This is a genomic window from Pontibacter locisalis, assembly GCF_042684605.1.
Lineage (GTDB): Bacteria > Bacteroidota > Bacteroidia > Cytophagales > Hymenobacteraceae > Pontibacter > Pontibacter locisalis.
Genome location: NZ_JBHULU010000001.1, coordinates 1 through 18435 on the forward strand (window position 1 = coordinate 1; position 18435 = coordinate 18435).

General features: G+C 46.0%; 17 protein-coding genes. 8 read left to right on the forward strand and 9 right to left on the reverse strand.

Going from position 1 to position 18435, the window contains the following annotated elements; all coding sequences use genetic code 11:
- The 3 genes from ACFSRY_RS00005 to hrpB all read right to left on the reverse strand — a co-directional run.
- The coding region (locus tag ACFSRY_RS00005) for a hypothetical protein (RefSeq protein WP_377501916.1) at nt 1–359 on the reverse strand (359 nt) is incomplete at its 3' end.
- Between the two features lie 108 nt (nt 360–467).
- On the reverse strand, nt 468–827 hold the full coding sequence (locus ACFSRY_RS00010; protein ID WP_377501919.1) for an endonuclease domain-containing protein: 360 nt from the start codon (nt 825–827) through the stop codon (nt 468–470).
- A 100-nt stretch (nt 828–927) separates the two neighbouring features.
- Nucleotides 928–3375, reverse strand: a complete 2448-nt coding sequence (gene hrpB / locus ACFSRY_RS00015) for an ATP-dependent helicase HrpB (protein WP_377501922.1) — start codon at nt 3373–3375, stop codon at nt 928–930.
- Between the two features lie 306 nt (nt 3376–3681).
- Here hrpB and ACFSRY_RS00020 point away from each other — a divergent pair, with 306 nt between their 5' ends.
- The gene (locus ACFSRY_RS00020; protein ID WP_377501925.1) at nt 3682–4707 is read left to right on the forward strand and encodes an AAA family ATPase; all 1026 of its coding nucleotides are present in this window, start codon (nt 3682–3684) and stop codon (nt 4705–4707) included.
- Nucleotides 4708–4717: 10 nt separating this feature from the next.
- Here ACFSRY_RS00020 and ACFSRY_RS00025 read toward each other — a convergent pair whose 3' ends face one another.
- Nucleotides 4718–7171, reverse strand: a complete 2454-nt coding sequence (locus ACFSRY_RS00025) for a S8 family peptidase (RefSeq protein ID WP_377501928.1) — start codon at nt 7169–7171, stop codon at nt 4718–4720.
- A 550-nt stretch (nt 7172–7721) separates the two neighbouring features.
- On the opposite strand from ACFSRY_RS00025, the gene ACFSRY_RS00030 reads away from it, so the two are divergent.
- Nucleotides 7722–7898, forward strand: coding sequence for a hypothetical protein (locus ACFSRY_RS00030; RefSeq protein ID WP_377501931.1), 177 nt, complete (start codon nt 7722–7724; stop codon nt 7896–7898).
- Between the two features lie 90 nt (nt 7899–7988).
- Here the strand turns inward: ACFSRY_RS00030 and ACFSRY_RS00035 are convergent, their stop codons facing one another.
- Nucleotides 7989–8330: a hypothetical protein gene (locus ACFSRY_RS00035; protein WP_377501934.1), complete on the reverse strand. Its 342-nt coding sequence runs from the start codon at nt 8328–8330 to the stop codon at nt 7989–7991.
- 307 nt (nt 8331–8637) lie between these two features.
- Here ACFSRY_RS00035 and ACFSRY_RS00040 point away from each other — a divergent pair, with 307 nt between their 5' ends.
- The 5 genes from ACFSRY_RS00040 (at nt 8638) to ACFSRY_RS00060 (ending at nt 12280) form a co-directional block, all read left to right on the forward strand.
- Nucleotides 8638–9042: a spore germination protein GerW family protein gene (locus ACFSRY_RS00040; RefSeq protein WP_377501937.1), complete on the forward strand. Its 405-nt coding sequence runs from the start codon at nt 8638–8640 to the stop codon at nt 9040–9042.
- A 180-nt stretch (nt 9043–9222) separates the two neighbouring features.
- Nucleotides 9223–9768 (forward strand): REP-associated tyrosine transposase, encoded by a 546-nt coding sequence (locus ACFSRY_RS00045; protein WP_377501940.1) that lies wholly within the window; start codon nt 9223–9225, stop codon nt 9766–9768.
- Between the two features lie 386 nt (nt 9769–10154).
- Complete coding sequence (locus ACFSRY_RS00050) at nt 10155–11105, forward strand: NADP-dependent oxidoreductase (protein ID WP_377501943.1); 951 nt, start codon at nt 10155–10157, stop codon at nt 11103–11105.
- A gap of 570 nt (nt 11106–11675) precedes the next feature.
- On the forward strand, nt 11676–12083 hold the full coding sequence (locus ACFSRY_RS00055) for a hypothetical protein (protein ID WP_377501946.1): 408 nt from the start codon (nt 11676–11678) through the stop codon (nt 12081–12083).
- Nucleotides 12080–12280, forward strand: coding sequence for a helix-turn-helix transcriptional regulator (locus tag ACFSRY_RS00060; protein ID WP_377501949.1), 201 nt, complete (start codon nt 12080–12082; stop codon nt 12278–12280). Before ACFSRY_RS00055 ends, ACFSRY_RS00060 begins: the two co-directional genes overlap by 4 nt.
- Before the next feature lie 354 nt (nt 12281–12634).
- Here ACFSRY_RS00060 and ACFSRY_RS00065 read toward each other — a convergent pair whose 3' ends face one another.
- Genes ACFSRY_RS00065 through ACFSRY_RS00075 form a run of 3 tightly spaced genes read right to left on the reverse strand, consistent with a single transcriptional unit; the run spans nt 12635 to nt 16245 of the window.
- The gene (locus tag ACFSRY_RS00065) at nt 12635–13240 is read right to left on the reverse strand and encodes a PDC sensor domain-containing protein (protein WP_377501952.1); all 606 of its coding nucleotides are present in this window, start codon (nt 13238–13240) and stop codon (nt 12635–12637) included.
- Between the two features lie 21 nt (nt 13241–13261).
- On the reverse strand, nt 13262–15082 hold the full coding sequence (locus ACFSRY_RS00070; RefSeq protein WP_377501955.1) for an OmpA family protein: 1821 nt from the start codon (nt 15080–15082) through the stop codon (nt 13262–13264).
- Nucleotides 15061–16245, reverse strand: a complete 1185-nt coding sequence (locus ACFSRY_RS00075; RefSeq protein WP_377501958.1) for a hypothetical protein — start codon at nt 16243–16245, stop codon at nt 15061–15063. The genes ACFSRY_RS00070 and ACFSRY_RS00075 overlap by 22 nt, the downstream gene beginning before the upstream one ends.
- Before the next feature lie 830 nt (nt 16246–17075).
- Between ACFSRY_RS00075 and ACFSRY_RS00080 the strand changes: the two genes are divergently transcribed.
- Nucleotides 17076–17861 carry a tRNA pseudouridine synthase A gene (locus ACFSRY_RS00080; protein WP_377501961.1) on the forward strand — a complete coding sequence of 262 codons (786 nt, stop codon included), beginning with the start codon at nt 17076–17078 and terminating at the stop codon, nt 17859–17861.
- A 54-nt stretch (nt 17862–17915) separates the two neighbouring features.
- On the opposite strand, the gene ACFSRY_RS00085 is transcribed toward ACFSRY_RS00080, so the two are convergent.
- Nucleotides 17916–18287, reverse strand: coding sequence for a hypothetical protein (locus tag ACFSRY_RS00085; RefSeq protein WP_377501964.1), 372 nt, complete (start codon nt 18285–18287; stop codon nt 17916–17918).
- Nucleotides 18288–18435: the final 148 nt, after the last annotated feature.

The window sequence follows — 18435 nt, forward strand, 5'->3', positions numbered from 1 at the left end:
AGCTGAATCATCAGCTCGTAGCCCTCGGCCTGAAGCCGGGCCGCCTCCAGCTGCTTTTCCAGCTCCTGGATGCGCTTTTGAAGTACTTGCGGATCTAACGGTTGCTCTGTGTCCAAGACGAACTGGACTTGTTGGCGTAAAGTAACAGAGTTTTCCGCTCTCCTCAATACAGCGGGGGTGGAAATGTAGCCTAGCTTGCGCATCCAGTTGAGCAGCTGCCCGTGCTCGTTTGATTGGCCGGTGTACTTGTGCCACAGCTCGGCTTTGGTATAGCGGCCCGTCAGGTACTCGGCGATCATCGCCTCACGCTCCTGCCAACTCAAAGAGCCGCCTGTTCTTGTGTTCTTCTTTTTGTCCATATCTGGCTTACTTGGTTGTGTAAACCTATTTCAGGACAAGACAAAGTTTTATAGTTACCGTGGTCCAACCACCCCTAACCCCTCCTTGTCTAAGGCGGGGAATTTTCTTTACTTACCAAAGTTGCTGCTTATCTCCTGAAGCACAGCATCAAGTTGCTGGAATACATCTTTGTTTTCGAAGCGGAGGATTTTGATGCCTAATTCATTTAACGTTTGATCTCGCTCCATGTCTGCTTGCTCTGCAGCGGAATACTGGTGTACTTGCCCGTCTAGCTCAATTGCCAACTTCTCAGAAGGACAGTAGAAGTCAATAATGTAGCTACCAATACTATGTTGGCGCCTAAACTTGCGTCCTAACTGCTGACCTCCCTTTAAATACTTCCAAAGTTCACCCTCAGCGCCAGTTGAGTTGTTCCGTAAATTTCTTCTAAAGTTTTTCAGGTATTGCCTGTTATGCAGTTTCATCATTCAGTAGTGTTTGCTATCTGCAGACAAAGGCAACATAACAAAAATTCCCCGCCTTAGACAAGGAGGGGTTAGGGGTGGTTGGACCACGGTAACTATAAAACTACTCCCGCTCCCACTTCACCTCCGGAAACACCACCTCCAACTGCCTTTTAATCACCCGATAATTCCCTTTCCAAAAACTTGCCAGATCAGACACGGTTGTAATAGGCTTCAAATCAGGAGTGAGCAAAGCCAACTCCACGGTCATTTCCCCGTCATCTACTTTCGGGCTTTCTTCCCAGCCCAGCACATCCTGCAGGCGTATCTCCAGCTTTGGCTGACTTCCATCTGGCTTATACTCCAGCTCTATATCGGAACCATCCGGCAAAGCTATAGTTGCAGGGGCCAGTACCTCCAGTCGTGCGCGTTGCTCGTCAGTTAAAAACTTCTCCAGTATAGGCAGCAGCTCCAGCTCCATTAGCTCGTCCGGGTGCTCTATGTCGAACAGGTAGGACTTCAGCCAGTCCCAGTTGGTCATGAGTAGCGTGGCGGTGCTGACGTCGGGCCAGAACTCGGAGGGGCGCCATTTGCGCAGGCTCATTACGCGGTTTTGCCATTGGGTTACGTCGTGGTTGAAGTCCAGCAGGTGCTCGCCTTCGTGTTTGATGGCTTCGGAGATCGCCGGAACGCGGTACTTCTCGTCGGGTGGTGGCAGCGGTTTGCTTTGCAAAACTATACTTCCGATGCGGGTATCCATAGAAGCCGTTAGTTCGCCGTCATTCACATCCCAGGTATAGACGTCCTGCTGTTTTACGAGCGGGGCAAGGTCGCGGGGGTTGAGCGGCGAGGCCAGGAAAATGCGGCCGGGGTTGTCGCCGGTGCCGGCGTGCAGGTGCGCGATAGCCAGCCAGGGCTCGTGCGCCAGGTCGTCGCGGTGACCTGCAGAAGCGTACTGGCCACTTGCCAGCTGGAACTGTGCGTTGTTGCCGGGGCGGGCGTAGGCAATACGCTCCGGGTAGCAATGCGTGAGCAGCACACCGGTTTCATACTCATCAAATTTGCCGTTATCAGAATCTATACTGAACAGCTGGCGGTACGAGCGGGCTATCTTCTCTATCTTGCCGAAACGCTTGCCCTGCCCCTGCTCTTTTCTATACCTTCTGAGGGCTTCAATTCTTAAATTAATGTCGATGCCGGCGTTGCGGTCCAGTGGGTCGCGCTCTTCCAGGATGGCAGCAATATCACTTGCCAGCGCCACCTGGTCGGTTTCTTCGGCTTTGAGCAGCATGTGCGCGATACGCGGGTGGCAAGGCAGCGTGTGCATTTTTTTACCGTGCTCGGTAATGCGGCCATGCTCCAGCGCCTGCAACTGGTGCAGCATTTCGGTGGCAGATTGCAGTGCAGCGCGCGGCGGCGGGTTCAGCCAGGTAAGGCCACGGATATCCGTAATTCCCCATTGCGCCATATCGAGCACCAGGTTGGCCAGGTCGGCTTCCATGATCTCGGGGGTGCGGTGCGGGGCCATGCGCTCCTGCGTGGTTTTGCTCCACATGCGGTAGGCTGTGCCTGGCCCCAGACGTCCGGCGCGACCGGCACGCTGGTCGGCGGCGTCTTTGGAGATGCGCACCGTTTCGAGGCGCGACAAACCAGATTTCGGATCGAAGCGGGACGTTTTGCCGAAGCCTGTATCCACCACCACCGAAATGCCTTCTATGGTTAAGCTGGTCTCGGCTATACTTGTCGCCAGCACTATTTTGCGTTTGCCCTGGCGGTCGGGCATGATGGCGGCGTATTGCTTGCCGAAGGGCAGCATGCCGAACAGCGGGTGAATCTTAAAATCGCGCAGCTGCCTGCGGAGTAACTCTTCTACTTTCCGGATGTCGTTTTCGCCGGGCAGGAACACCAAGATATCGCCTTCCTGCTCTTTGGCGGCCTGCTGCACTACTTTGGCCGTCATTTCGGGCAGCATGCGGTCGTCGGCGTCGCCGGTGTAAAAAGTTTCGATGGGGTATTGCCGCCCCATACTTTGCGCCACCGGGGCCTGCAGCAGTTTGGTAAGCTGGGGCATGTCCAGGGTGGCCGACATCACCAGAATGCGCAGGTCCGGGCGAAGCGTGTGCTGCGCCTCCCGGCTCAGGGCCATGGCTACATCGGCATGGATGCTGCGCTCATGAAACTCGTCAAAGATCACAATTCCCACACCCGTAAGCGAGCGGTCGCTGTGGATCATGCGGGTAAGGATGCCTTCGGTTACAACCTCGATGCGGGTTTGCTCGGAGATGCGCGTCTCGAAACGAATGCGATAACCGACGGTCTGGCCTACCTCCTCGCCCAGCAGCTGCGCCAGGCGCTCGGCAATGGTTTTGGCCGCCAGGCGCCGGGGCTCCAGCATAATGATCTTCTGATCTTTCAGCCATACTTCATCGAGTATGGCCAGGGGCAGCAAGGTGCTTTTACCGGCTCCTGGAGGGGCGTTTACGATCAGTGTGTTCTGCGCCGCCAGGTGCTCCCTAACGGCAGGTATAATTTCCCGAACGGGTAAGTCTATGGTAAATGGGTTGAAGGGCAAGTTGATAGAGTAGCTTTAATAATGAATGTATATCTTGATTATAAACTTTGTTTGTAAAAGGTAAAGAAAACAGAAACTAGAAATAAAGTTTAATGATAAAAAGAGTAATCATTTATAGTTGTTTTTAGAATCAAAAACTATTTTATATTGTTTAAAATAATAGCACAAACTATCTAACTACCTACTTGAATTCTCGTAAATAAACTATAGATTGCAATATAGTATTTACTTAATACTGCTACTTACACACATCAACAGTAATTTTCTAATACCTTTGCTTTTTCATAATCTATTCAAAGATAAAAGGTGAGCCAGTTCGACTACATAAAAGATATTGCTAAATATGGTCTTGAAAATGATCAGGAAAGGTTATTAGCTGTATTGAATGAACTTATAGATCACTCTAAAAAGACAAGAAAACTTAACTTTGCTATTCAATTACAATCTATTTTAAAAGATTCGATTAGAAATCAGCAGATAAGTACTTTCTCAAAAGTTGATTCCACTCATTTTTTTACTACACAAGAGGACAAAGATTTAGATGGTTTAATTTTAGAAAAACTCACTTCTGATTATAGCTTTGAAAATATTGTTAGTGATGAATTTGTAAAACATGAATTACAATATTTCGTTCAAGAGCACTCTCATTCTGACCTTCTTAAAAGATTTGATTTACCAATTGCTAACAAAATTCTACTTCATGGACCTTCTGGATGTGGTAAAACTCTTGCATCGTATGTAATTGCTGGAGAGTTGCAGAAGATTATGATTGTTGTAAATCTAGGAGCTATAGTTTCATCTAAGCTTGGGGAAACAAGCAAAAACTTAGCAAAAATATTTAGAAAAGCAGCATCTGAAGACTGCATTATTTTCATTGATGAATTTGATTCTATAGGAAAAGTTAGGGATTATAATCAAGATCATGGGGAGATGAAAAGAGTGGTAAATACGATTCTCCAGTTATTTGATTATCTCCCTCAAAGTAGTATGGTAATTGCTGCTACTAATCAAGTTGAAATGATAGATGAAGCACTCTTAAGAAGATTTGACTTTAATTTAAAATTTGATTTACCTAATGCTAATCAAATTAAGGAACTGATTGATCTTACTTTAAGTAAAGGGCATTTTAAACTTGATGATAAACGAAAGTTGAATTCAATGGTAAAAGACTGTGAAGGATTATCTTATTACAGCATTCAAAAAACATTGATTTCAGCGATCAAACGTAGTTTATTTGAAATGACTAAAGATTCTATTCCTATGTCTGCTTCAATTAATATAGATATATGGAAGAAGTTAATAATTAATGAAAAAAAGGCTCTTATAAAATAAGAGCCTTTTTTTAAACTTCTAAATCTAAATTTAATTCGTTATCTAAGTCTACTGTATCTAAAACTTCAATATCATTTTCACTAACTAAACCTTGATATAGCTTACCAGTTAATCTTTTCTCTGGAAGTTGCTCCTCAATTTTAACAACCAAAGAGAAATTGTGACCCAATTTATATTTTTCTATTTGGCCAGGAATTAATTGGCTTCCGAGTTTACATAAAACTGCAATTTTGAATGTATTGCTCTCATCTTTCAACTCCTTTACCCCTATAGTGAAAGATATTTTATGTGTATTACTGTTTGCTTTGGGGTTTGTTTTGTAATATCCATCCTGAGTCCATCTAGCACGTAGAATTGAGTTTTCGTAATCTTCTTTAATATCATCTATATCTTTATTACGAAAAACTGAGAATGCCATAAATATAGGGCAATAAGATAACTGATTGTGTAGAACTGGCTCAAAACTAAAACATAAAGTTGCAGTAATACGCACAAGTTGGTTTTGTTTCTTTAAGTCATCTTTGATAAGATACTCTGGAAACTTAATTGGATAGGTTTGAATAATTTCAGGCTCTATAGAGTCTTCTATTATAATAGTGGCTGAATTGTTATCTGAATACACAGTTTTATCTGGGTCTACTAATCCATGCCCTGCAATTCTATTAAGCATATCATCTGGTATAGGATGACCTATATTAGAGAGAGAAGCTGCGTTAACTATAAGTGCCTTAATGGTCTGAGAACGTAAATTAGGATATTTCTTCAGAATCTTAGCTGCGATATTAGCAGCTAAAGGTGCAGAAAAGCTAGTACCAATGCTATAACAAAAACTTTCTGTTGGGTCAGAAGAAATGACCTGTACTGAAGCAGATGGTCCTTTGTCTATAAATTTTAAATATTTAGTTTCAATTAATTCATAGTCACCACCAGCCTCTATTACATCCGGTTTAAAAATTCGATTATTAATTTTTCCTTTTTTAAAGTATCTTCTAAAGTCTACATGGTACTTACGAGAGTAGAGTGTTGGATATTCTTTACTTGGTGAGATCCCTAGAAATGTGCCATCCCTAAAGCATTCAGCTGCAGCCCCTATTGTAATATTATTCATACTCTCTGAAGGTACAGAGAGATTACAATGGTGCTGATTAAAGTATAAGTGATCATAATCTGTATTAACACTCGAAGCATGATTGTTATTTGAAGTACATATAAATATTAAACAATCATTTTCATGTGCAAATTTGTCTAGTTCATAAGCATATCTAGATATTTCTTCATCGTCTTTCTTATTTTGTGAGTAACATATGGTAAGAGTATAAATCTTTAATTGAGGATATTTTAATTTTGCTTCCTTCAATAATTTTAATACATCATTATCTGAGATACCTCCATGGCCACCATCTAATATTTTAATTGACAATAGTCTTGCATCAGCAGAAAACTTCCCTCTGTACCCAGTTAAGTATGGATCTCTACCAAGAGCCGCTAATCCTGCTACGCCCGTACCATGATTTGCATTATCAATAAAAGATGAAACTCCGGTTACATTCAAGTGATCATCATTTATCAAGATAGACCTGAGAGGAGTAGTGTTGCTAATACCTGTATCTATAATCCCAACTATAGGTAGATTTTCATTGGCTGGCTCTATTTCAAATCCATAGCTCCTCTCTGGTTGTTGATAGGTAGAAGGGCTTATTATAGTTGCTAGTCCAGAAATAACATTCTGGACTATGTCAAAATTATCAACTACTTCTAAAAGATCTTCTCTTGATATTAACTGTATTTCAACAGTTTGTGTAGTTGGATTTAATTCCTGAATAATTTGTCTCTGCTCGAAATACTGTACTAAAGAATCATAAATTATATTAGGTGTATGGACTGGTATTGGATAGTCTATCAGTTCTAACTTAATATGAGAAAGGGGCTTACTTAAATCTAAATTTATCATATCATTTGAACTCAGCAATTCAAACTTATCGATAAATAAAATATTAGGATCAAAAGTTTTTGTTCTCCCATTATCTAAATGCAGTTTTACAAATATTTCTAACTGATTAAGTAATACTGAAAATTTAAATGTATCTGCAACGGCAAAAAGTACTGTGCTATTGAATCTTGTGAAAGAAACAGCTAACAAACCGTAATTGTGATAATAGATATTAAAATACTTAGGAATATTGAACTGACTATGAAAATGGATTTTGATATAATCTACATGCCTAGGAACCTGTAAATTCTGATTTCGCTTCTCGTACCTAAGTGTTTGTGCGGAAGATAAACTCGATAGGGAATAACTAAAAGTTTCTGCTTTGTTTATATAATTTGGTACAGCTTCATCTGAATTTTCCTCATCATTATCTCTTTTCTTACTTCCACTTAAATCTCTCTGCTTATAAGTGAACTTTTCATAAAGTTTAATTCTATCAACATTTAATTTTAAATGTGGGTTTGTTTGTTTCATAATAGACTTAATCCAATGAATATATATAGTTCTGGCAATAAAATAAAAATACATTGCTCATTGGTTTTAATCCAGTATTTTTTAGCTGCTCTCCCCGCTGGTGCGAACTTATAGCTCGTGCCTGTTCTTTATACGCAGCTATACCTTCACCACGAGTACCAGTACGAGCTACAATCTTACACTGGCTGACGATAAATGAACACTATAAACTATAAAAGCGCGGCTCTAAGGTTATGCACCAGCCCCGCTTTTATTTATGCTATTAAATATAATTTCTTTTCTGCAGCTACAGACCTAAGCCTCCTGTTTCTGAGCAGCCAGTAAGGCATCAAGGTTTTCCATGGCCATTGTCAGGCCTTCTTTAAAGCCTCCGCTGGCGCGAGCTTGTAGCTCGTGCCTTTTCTTTTCCACGAAGGTATACCTTCAGCAAACGTAACAGTACGAGCTACAAACTCGCACTAGCAAGTCTCCTGATCTCACACAAAGGCACCTTCTGGAATATAAGCAGGTATACCCCGTTGCTATTCCCTTTAAATGCGTACCTTATAGTATGAAAGACAACAAATTCCCCATTGGGTCCGACGTGTTCGCAAATGTGAATCCAGATCTGATATTAACCATTCGCCAATACCTGAAACGCATTTATTACTGTACTGTAAAAGATCATCCTTCGCAGAAGGACCTGGTATACTACGAGCGTGAGTTAATACCTGTACCGATAAAATAAACTATAAAGCCCCTGCCAAAGCAGGGGCTTTTTTTATGCCGGTTAAACCGTTGTTGTAAAGCTAATCTTCGAAGCCTTCCCGCAGTCCTTTCAGGTGGGCGTAACATAGGGGCTGCTGTTTTCCTTCCGCTCGGCTTTTTCCTTTACCAGTTCCTCGTAGTTGTCTGGGGTGGCTAAGATCCTGCACTTCGGGTAAAGCACTACGCCCCGCCTTACGATCTTACTGTTTACCTCTATCTCCTGCGCGTTTACCCCTTCCGCCCCATACACATGAATCGTGAAGAAATGATAGTTCGTTTTCTTCGCATACCCTTCTGCCGTTATCCTGCCGGTTATCGTCCGCTCCCCGATAAAGTCTGATATCTCTCCTTCTGTATAAGGCGTGTACACCGACTCTGTCCACTCTACTTTACAACCTACTGTCAAATTCATACTCCTGCTATATGCTTTATCAGTTTTACGTGTACCGTGCCGCAACATACAAGTTCCCGGGCTCAATCTTCTGGTATACCCTGCACCGCCAGCCAACTATTATTCAAGAGAAGCTAATTCCCCTGCTGCCACGAGCTTGTACCCTAAGGCATTTCTTCTTTACGCAGACATACCTTCTGCTGCAGCGTTTGTTTTCCTTCCATACGGTGCCACCCCCGCTAAATCCAAACCTCAGTTAGAGGCATTCGTACCTAATATATACTTACTTAAACGTATTCCATTTAAAACTAAAATAAAGCACCTGCATATGGCTAAAAGTAACACTTCGGATGACGCTGCTGAACCTCGCTTTGTGGAACGGCTGGCTGAAAAATTAGGCACAGCGGCTAACAGCACTACTATTTATGGCGAGCCGGTAGAACGGGAGGCTGTTACGGTCATTCCTGTATCAAAAGCTACCTTTGGTTTTGGTGGCGGTGAAGGTACCGGCAAAGAAGGAAACGGAGCAGGCTCTGGCGGCGGCGGCGGCATGGTACTGGCGCCCGTAGGGTATATTGAAATTAAAGACGGCGAAACCCGGTTCCGTACCATCCGCGACCCGCAAACGGTGGTAAAAATAGTAGCCATCGGAAGCTTTGCGCTGATGATGACAACCAAGAGCATTGTCAGTATCTTTAAAAACAAGAAAATTGTAAAGCTATTGACGAAGTAAGTTTACGGTGGCAGATAAGATGAAAATACAGCCTCTCCCCGCTGGCGCGAGCTTATAGCTCGGGCCTTTTCATTTCCACGCAGCTATATCATTAGCAAAAGTAACAGTACGAGCTAGAAGCTCGCACTAGCGTGATACTACCAAAACACTGACGCAGCTGTTACAAGTATAACTTGGAACATGAGCCGGAAGTATAAATTTCATAACCCGGAAGGGCTATACTTTGTCATTTTTGCGGTGGTGTACTGGATAGACGTATTTACGCGGGAGGAATACTTTTCCCTACTTACCGAAAGCCTGAACTACTGCCGGAAGAACAAAGGCATGGAGATCTATGCCTGGTGCATTATGCCCAGTCACGTGCACCTTATCTTCCGGGCCAAAGATAACAACCCGAGTGTGTTGCTGAAGGAGCTGAAGACCTATACTTCAAAACAACTACAAAAAGCCATAGCCGAACATAACCAGGAGAGCCGGAAAGAGTGGATGCTCTGGCTGATGGAGCGGGCTGGCCTGAAGAACAGTAACATAAAGCACCGGCAATTCTGGCAGCAACACAACAAGCCTATAGAGCTTTGGAGCCCTACGGTCATAGATCAGAAAATCGACTACATCCATAACAACCCGGTAGAAGCTGGCTTTGTGTCGGAGCCGGAGCATTGGAAGTATAGCAGCGCGATAGACTTTAGTGGAGGTAAGGGTGTGCTGGAGATTGATATAACTTGATGTATGGAGGTACGAGCTACAAGCTCGCACCAGCGGAAGAATATAGTAGCAGGTTGTCGTTTGCTGGCGCGAGCTTGCAGTACATGCACCTTCTTTTCAACGCAACTATACCTTCAGCACAAGTAACAGTAAGAGCTATCCCCCCACCCGCTGGCGCGAGCTTGCAGCTCGTGCCTTATCCTTTCCACAAAGCTCTACCTTCAGCACAAGTAATAATAAGAACTACAGCCCCCTCTCCCATTAACCATAGCCCACCTGCACACAAGCTGCTAAAGAATACTTCTCTGCTAAACCCCGTATGTATAAACCTAACGGAAGTTTGCGCTGCGCCAGTTAGGGAGGCAGCGACAGGCGGATATGGTTAAACTAAATAAACAACAAGTGCTATGTCGAAGAAAATGAAAGCCGCTATTTACAGGGAATTTGGCGGGGCAGATAAAATAGAAGTTACTACCGTTGATGTGCCCGAGATAAAGGAAGGCGAAGTGCTGGTCCGGATAAAAGCCGCTGGCGTAAACCCCGTTGACGCAGCCGTGCGGGAAGGCTACCTGAAAGACTACCTGCCTTATACTTTCCCGATCATACCGGGCTGGGACGTGGCAGGCGTAATAGAAGAAAGAGGCTTCAGCGCCAGGCGGTTTGAGGTGGGCGATGCCGTGTATGCCTATGCTAGACGCCCCATGGTGCAGCACGGAACCTTTGCCGAGTATATCGTTATCCCGGAAAGCTACCTGTCCGCTAAGCCAGAAAGCCTGTCGTTTGAAGAAGCAGCCGGCATTCCGCTGGTGGGCCTTACTGCCTACCAGTCCTTGTTTGATGCGGGCAAGCTGCAGCAGGGCCAGACGGTGCTACTACTGGGCGGCTCCGGCGGTGTGGGAAGCCTGGGCATTCAGCTCGCCAAAGCCGCAGGGGCAACCGTTATCGGGGTAGCCAGCGAAAAGAACCATGCCTTCATGAAAGAGCTCGGCGCCGACCATACCATCGATTATAAAAACCAGAACGTTGGCACCGCAGCCAAAGAGATAGCCCCTGACGGTGTAGACCTTATTTTCGATTGCGTGAGCGGCGAAACCCTGCAGCAGAGCCTCTCGGCTTTAAAGCCGATGGGCAAGTTGGTTTCCATCCTGAACCAGGGCCAGGACCTGGACAAATCACTTGATTTTACCTATGTGTTTGTAGAGCCAAACTCCAGCCAGTTAGATATACTGCGCGACCATGCCGAAGCCGGACAGCTGAAGGTGCACGTGAGCCATGCGTATAACTTAGCGCAAACTGCCGAGGCTTTAAACCAGATCCAGACGCTGCACACCAAAGGTAAGATCGTGATTATGCCTTGAGGTGGGGAGAGATTTATACCAGTTGTTAAGCCTAATTTGCCGCGAGGTGGAAACCAGGGCCTGATCTTTTCTTAACAGCTATACTTTCAGCACGAGTAATAGTACGAGCTACAAGCCTTATCCTGTCCCATAACTTTACTGGATTAGGTCCTTCTTTAGAAGAAATGTCCCCTTGAGGAGACTATAGGGGTGTTTACATCTGCAGGCACACCCGTTTTTGACTATAGAAAGCAGCCCGTTCCATAGCTTTACACCCCTGCGGTCCCCTCAAGGGGACAATTTTGATACTCCTAAGGCAAAATAGTGTTAAATCTAAAAAGTTATGGGACAGGATAAGGCGAGGACGCTCGCGCCAACGGGTTACATTCCAGTTCACGATTGTAATCCTCGCTCCTTCCAAATCAAGTCCGGGATTTTCAATGGGGGACTTTTTTGGCAGGTGTAAATATTAAGAGCCCGGGTCACAAATCAAGTAGACAAAATATTTTGTAAAGTTAACTTGACATAGTGAAATGTAATGTGCTACTTTGTGTAAATAAAACTTTACATTATATCAAACGTTATTTACATATGGAAAATCAAAACTTTAACACCCAGCTTCGGCATAACACCAGGCAATTGGCTTTCTGGACTTTTGCCTGGGTTGCCTCAATGGCCCTGGCAACCTTTGGCCCTAAGTTTTTCTGGCAAGAAAATCTGCCCTTCACCATATTTGCCATAGTGCTGAATGCGGCACTTGGCGCAGGGATGATCCTGACAAACATCCGGCACACCAAAAGTATGGACGAGATGCAGCGCAGAATTCAGCTGGAGGCTATGAGTATTGCCCTGGGCGTAGGTGTGGTTGGCGGACTCAGTTACTCCTTGCTTGATACCACCAATGTTATCTCGGGCGATGCTGAGATCTCATTCCTGGTCATCCTGATCGGCCTTACCTACTTGGGCGCTACAGTTATCGGGCAAATGCGCTACAGATGAAAAACCGACTGAAGGTATTAAGAGCCGAGCGTGATTTAACGCAGGCAGACCTGGCCGATGCGCTGGCGGTTTCCAGGCAAACGGTTAATGCCATCGAGAAAGGCAAGTTTGACCCCAGTTTACCATTGGCCTTTAAAATATCAAGGCTATTCAACCTGTCGATAGAAGCTATTTTTCAGGATGGTGAAGAGTTGTAGGAATTAAGTGGCACAGCCTTAGTTTCTGTTCTTTCAGGTATGTAACCCGCGCAGTGTTAGTCAACAACAACTGCCGGTGTTGCGGCTTATACCGCCGGGAAATCGAGTACGATGTTTGTGCCTTCGCCACGCTCGGCAATGGTTTTAGCCGTCAGGTACCGGGTTCCAACATGATAGTCTTCTGAGCCTTCAGCCAGCCCTCGTTGAGTATAGCCAGCGGCTGCAGAATGCTTTTACCAGCTCCGGGAGTCGATCAGCGTGTTCTGCGCCGCCGAATGCTCCCTCGCTACAGGTAACTTATTGGAGACAGTAGGGCTATAAGCTTGAAGTACAAGAGGCAAAATGCCGGTTAGATTACTCTTCCGTTTCCAGCTCCTGGAGTTGGAGCGGGTCATCAGGACGGTAGACGACCAGCAGGGTGCCCAATCTTGAATTCAAGCCCATGATTGGAGAAGCAACAATTACTCGCTCCGGATCAGAATCATCAACGGTGGTAGCATCTGTCTGCAGGTATTTGGAATCGAAATGATCGGCAAAGGCTGAGCCGGTAAAGTTCTGATCAGTAGAGCTGATTATGTTGCCTTCGGCGTCAGCCACAAGTACCATTGCAAACTTTTCTTCCTGCACAAACTGGAACAGATACTGGTTCACCTGCTCTACGTTCCCAGTCAGAAGTGCCGAGCGCAGGGCCCAGGAAAAAGGTTTAGCCACTACCTCCAGCAGGTAGTGGCGGTTCTCGGCTATGCGCTCATTCGCTCTTTCCAGCAGTAAAGCCCTTTCCTCCGCAGCCTCACGCCGCGCCTCCTTCAACTGTGATTCCTTATACAGGTACACACCCAGCACCACTAGCAGTAAGAGTAGCGGGATAAAGACAACTGGCTTTTTCAGTTGCTTTACAAAGCCATTCTCTCCTGAGCTTTTTGCAGAAGTACGATGTTGTTGAGTATCTGTGTTATCCATGTTTTTATGTTCTTTCAGATTTTATTCAATAATCTCTATTTCGACTTTCCGGTCTAAAGGGTTTTCTTTTTTAGAAGCTTCTTCATTGCCCTTATAAATTGTTTTAATACGATCACCAGCTATTCCCTGGTCAGTCAGGAAATTCTCCAGCGCCTTTACCCGCTTCCGGCTGAGGGCCATGTTATAGGCAACGTTCCCAGACTGGGAGGCATAGCCGGTGAGCTTTACCTGCAGGTCCGGGTTCTCCTGCAGAATGCTTAGTACCTGCTTCAGGTCTTTCAGGCTCACCGTCGTGATGCGGTGTGCGTTAATGGGAAAAAAGACCGTAGCGCCTGTGAACTTTGGAGGGGGAGCTGCTGCCAGGGTATCGGGGATGGCCTTCGCTTTTTTCAGCAGGGCTATCTCTTGCTCATACTGGTTCAGGCGCTGCAACAGGCTATCGGTGCGGGTAACTTGCAGTTGCAAGTTTTGCATAAGGCTGCTGTCTACGGCCACTTCCCGGACGATACGGACGGTGTCCGGTTGGCTTAGCGCCCGGAGCGAGTCCAGCCTGCTTTGTAACTGCCTGATCTCTGCGTCTACGGTTGCCTGCCGGAGCTGCTCTTCCCGAAGCTGTGGGGCATCGGCCTTTGTTACTGGAACGGGTACTACCAGTATTTCGGAGGGCTCACTTATCTTTTTCACTGGCACCTGCGTTTTTTTCGTTTTACCTGCAGAAGCAGCTTTCTGTGTTTTAATAGCGCCTTTTTGCGCAGGAATAGCAGTGCTTTGCACCTGTACCAGTGTATCAACAATCACCACGACTTTTTGCTGCTCCGTAGGCAGTGGTCGCAACTCTCCCTTCTTCAGCACGGAATCAAAGCGGATGACGGACCTTGCAGAAGAAATGGTCTGTAGTGCTTTTGTTGCAGTATCCGAAGCTTGCACTAATTCGACTGCTTCTACTTTCAGGATGCTGGTTTGGGGTTTTGCGCTGGAATCGACCTGGACCGGGCTATCTATTACCAAAGCCGTATCAACCCTTGTTTTCTTAATGTCAGGCACCTGAAGATAGGAGACACCTGCTGCGCTGCTGATTTGAACCTCCTTGGACTCCAGTTTCAGAATGGTTTCCAGTATATTTTGCCTCGGCTGGCTTGGCTCCGCCACTGGCCGTGTAAGGTCGCTGTCTCCCACATAAAACTGCGGCGCTTTGAAGGTTGACTTCCTGAAGCCGAAGCTATAGCCTATCGTGATGCCGGTGTGCAGGTAGCTATCATGGCGGTTGTTTTGCTCCAGGGCTGCCTCGGGCAGGTGCCGTTCGGTATGGTACACCCACTCAGCCTGTAAAGCCGCCTGCCAGCGCTCGCTGATACGGAACTTCATGCCTACGCCGAAGGGTATGGTGGGCACGTAGCGTGACTCTTCCTGCAGGTCTTCGTGCGAAGTTTCGAGGATGCTGACCCCATACCCCCCGAAAATGTAAGGCGATACCAGGGCTGACGAATTCAGCAGCCAGCCGTTATCGGTGTAAAAATAGCCTCTTACCAATGATCGGTGCACGGCTGTCGTAAAGGTCCTCCCCTGTTGGTCGTACCCCAGTATATCGCCAAAGGTATAGCCTAGCGACAGCCCAAAACTGTTGCCCAGATTACGGCTTAGCTCTACCCCGTACAGCAGGTTACCGTCTGTTTTAAAATAGTCGGTGCTGCTGTTCGCATCGTTCACGTAGCGGGCGATACCCGTATGGCCGCTCAGCCGCCACTTATACAGGTCCTGCTGCGCCGAGGCCACCTGGTAACCGAACAGGAGCATTCCTAGAAGTATGAATCCTTTCATGGCTACCGGTTTAAGTCCAACCATAAATTAAGCTCGAGGCTTATACCTATAAAAGGCCGCACGTATACCCGGTCAACATTAAAATCAGAGATGGAAGTAGGCTCCTGATCGCTCTGCAGCACAGTGGCCCCTGCATTGATGCGGACAAAAGGAAGGGCACGGTAGCCCAGGGCTACGTACACCGGCCGCTGTACCACCGGACCTGTGGCCACGTTATCGTCGCCAAAGTCGAGGTCCTTTAAAAATATACCCGTTGAGATACTGGACCTAGACCAGAAGGTAGAAGAAAATGGTGCCCGGCCCAGGGGGATAGAAATACCCGCATAAGGCGCAGTGTCAGATGAAAAATTATCGGTATCTCCAGAGTAGTATACTCCGCCGTAGCCCACATTAATAGAAAGCACATTCCTGGTTTTCTCGGTGGCATAGTCCGTTATTTTCTTACTGTCGACCAGCACAAGAAGCCGCGTGTTGGCATACTGAGCAACTTCCTGGTTTACCATTTCTTTCAGGGCCTCGATCTGCTCCTGCGCATACTTTAGCCGCAGGGTCCGTGCATCGTCGTCTTTTTTAGCCAGGATGTTTAGCTTAGCTTTCCTGAGCCGCAGGTCATCTATCTGCTCCAGTTTATCCAGCACAATATCAGAGAACCCATTAAAGTCGTAGTTTATCTGGTTCCGGTAAAGGTCCAGACCCTGGTTCACGATGGCGTTCAGGTCGCTGCGCAGGTTCTTGGGGTGCTTGCGAAGCTCCACGCTGCTCTTGCTCACCACAAAAGACTGGTCGATGTAAGCATCCAGGGCAGAGGTAAGTTGCTGCATAAGCTGCTGTTGCTGTCGCACCGAGGCAGGTGTGTAATAATTTAGTACAAGCGTATACTTCTCGTTTCCGCGCAGAGGGTAATTAATGGGCAGTATAAACTGGTTGTCGGTATTGTTTGCGCCGTGTGCTTTCCAAATGTTGGTATAGAGCGGCTCTTTGCGTGTTTCAGGAGTGCGGTAAATGGCAAGCTCCACCAGGCTTATGTTGCGCCCCACCTTGCCTGTCAGCATCAGGTTACTTTCGGCGGGCAGGGGCTGTCCTTCATTAAAGTAGGCTCTGTCATAGTTAAACACCACCGTCTCGTACTGCGCAAAAAGTGGGGAAGCGCTCAATAAAAGAAAGAGGAGTATGTAGATTTTTTTCATGGGACTGCATTTAAGTTAAAATTAGGTTGCAGGGTTACAAAAAGGACAGGCGAGAAATATAGCCTCCCACATCTCATGTTAGGTAATACGAGATATACCTATAGTATGGGAACATCCCCAAAGCAAGTTTGTTCTGGGAAAAGCTATATTCAGATAGTCTATTAATTATATATCATTATTTTACAAAGCTCAAAAACATCACTATTTTTTACTTTTTGAAAGGAAGGGACCGGCTCTCAACTTAAGAGCAAGGAGGGAAATTGCACTCTTATTTGTAATAAATTTTGATTGGTGATTTTACCCTTGGCAGGACAAAAAAGCCAGCGGCAGTGATGTATTTTCTTACAAAAGGTATAATTTCCGGAACGGGTAGGACTATGGTAAATGGACTAAAGGGCCAGGTTCATATACTTTGTATTAAAATTGTAAGTGAGTATTTTAATACCTGCTTGAAATTTACGCAAAGTTAGATGGGGTTATAAGGTATAGTTTGCAAAGGATTCTTATGCAACAACCTGAGTTAACATGTAATTGACTTGATTACCAAACAAAGAAAAAAGATTATCACCCGTTGGCTTGAACTTAGAGCTTGTACCTTTTCCTTTCCAAGCAGCTATACCTTCTGCACACGTGATAGTGCGTACCAAAAGCTTGTATCAACTCACTAAGACTTGTTATGATCAATAATCCTTTGCGGTGATATGAAAGGTAGCCGTTTTTCACGCGGAAGAAATACTGTCACATCAGTGTTCCTTGTGCTAAAGAGAATACGTAACCTCCTTTATCACTATCTTGCAAGGAAATTTCCATCACTTAACCGGAGCAAAACCTTGCGCTACTTCTTTCATATCGGCTATAGCGGCACACACTACAATGGCTGGCAGCGACACCCCTATGGTGTGGGGGTGCAGCAGGTGATAGAGGATGGCCTTAAAAAGATTCTGAAGCAGCCCGTAGCGATTGTGGGCTGTGGCAGGACAGATGCCGGGGTACATGCGAGCCAGTTCTTTTTTCACCTGGATGTAGCGCAACCCTGGGAATTTGATATGCTTTTCCGGTTGAACAAAGTGTTACCGCCCGATATCGCCGTGTTTGATATCATCCCGATGGAGGGCCTGCCCCATGCCCGGTTTGATGCCTGTAAAAGAAGCTACGACTATTTTATACACACTTACAAAGATCCGTTTTTGCACCAGGTAAGCTCCCTGTACCACGTCCGGAACCTGAACCTGGATACCATGCAGGCGGCCACCGCCCTGCTCCCCCTTTACACCGATTACAGGCACCTGTGCCTTACGCCCGAAGAGCATGACAACACCATCTGCCATGTAACAGAAGCCCGCTGGTTTATAGACCAGCAGGGTGACAGGCTGCGATTTCAGATAACGGCGAACAGGTTTCTGAGCCGCATGATCCGCATTATAGTGGGCCAGCTCCTGCAGACCGGAACCGGTGTGCTTAGCCTGCAGGAGTTTGAAAGTTACCTGGCGCTTGAGAAAGCTCCCAAACACCTGTCACCGGCGTATCCGCAAGGGCTGTATCTTTCCAAAGTAACCTACCCTTTCCTGGACATGTCGCCCAGTCCTTCCTTCTCCTCCGCTGGCGCGAGCTTATAGGTGCTGACTGGCAAATACCCTAAGGTATACTAATAAAAAACAGTTGCTGTAAAGTTAGTCTTCGAACCCTTCCCGAAAATTTTTCTGATGAGCGTAACATACGGGGCTGCTGTTTTCCTTCCGCTCCGCTTTTTCCTTTACCAGTTCATCGTAATTGTCTGGGGTGGACAACAGCCTGCACTTCGGGTAAAGCACCACACCCCGCCGGACGATCTTACTATTCATTTCTATCTCGTGTGCGTTAACCCCTTCCGCCCCATATACATGAATTGTGAATAAATGATAGTTCGTTTTCTTCGCATACCCTTCTGCCGTTATCCTGCCGGTTACAGTCCTCTCCCCGATAAAGTCCGATTTTTCTCCTTCTGTATAAGGCGTGTAAACCGACTCCGTCCATTCTACTTTACAACCTACTGTCAAATTCATACTCCTGCTATGTGCTTTATCAGCTTTACGTATACCATGTCGCAAAATATAGATTTACTGGCGCACTTCTTTCGGTGCCCCCTACACCACCGGATACCTACACTTGAAGAAGAATCTATTCCCAAACCGGCGATCATAAAGGATGGCG

Coding starts and splice junctions, on each gene's coding strand:
- ACFSRY_RS00055 (WP_377501946.1), top strand. CDS start 11,676: ATGGAAAATCAAAACTTTAACACCCAGCTTCGGCATAACACCAGGCAA.
- ACFSRY_RS00060 (WP_377501949.1), top strand. CDS start 12,080: ATGAAAAACCGACTGAAGGTATTAAGAGCCGAGCGTGATTTAACGCAG.
- ACFSRY_RS00070 (WP_377501955.1), bottom strand. CDS start 15,082: ATGGTTGGACTTAAACCGGTAGCCATGAAAGGATTCATACTTCTAGGA.
- ACFSRY_RS00040 (WP_377501937.1), top strand. CDS start 8,638: ATGGCTAAAAGTAACACTTCGGATGACGCTGCTGAACCTCGCTTTGTG.
- ACFSRY_RS00010 (WP_377501919.1), bottom strand. CDS start 827: ATGATGAAACTGCATAACAGGCAATACCTGAAAAACTTTAGAAGAAAT.
- ACFSRY_RS00025 (WP_377501928.1), bottom strand. CDS start 7,171: ATGAAACAAACAAACCCACATTTAAAATTAAATGTTGATAGAATTAAA.
- ACFSRY_RS00050 (WP_377501943.1), top strand. CDS start 10,155: ATGTCGAAGAAAATGAAAGCCGCTATTTACAGGGAATTTGGCGGGGCA.
- ACFSRY_RS00035 (WP_377501934.1), bottom strand. CDS start 8,330: ATGAATTTGACAGTAGGTTGTAAAGTAGAGTGGACAGAGTCGGTGTAC.
- ACFSRY_RS00075 (WP_377501958.1), bottom strand. CDS start 16,245: ATGAAAAAAATCTACATACTCCTCTTTCTTTTATTGAGCGCTTCCCCA.
- ACFSRY_RS00065 (WP_377501952.1), bottom strand. CDS start 13,240: ATGGATAACACAGATACTCAACAACATCGTACTTCTGCAAAAAGCTCA.
- ACFSRY_RS00030 (WP_377501931.1), top strand. CDS start 7,722: ATGAAAGACAACAAATTCCCCATTGGGTCCGACGTGTTCGCAAATGTG.
- ACFSRY_RS00085 (WP_377501964.1), bottom strand. CDS start 18,287: ATGAATTTGACAGTAGGTTGTAAAGTAGAATGGACGGAGTCGGTTTAC.
- ACFSRY_RS00045 (WP_377501940.1), top strand. CDS start 9,223: ATGAGCCGGAAGTATAAATTTCATAACCCGGAAGGGCTATACTTTGTC.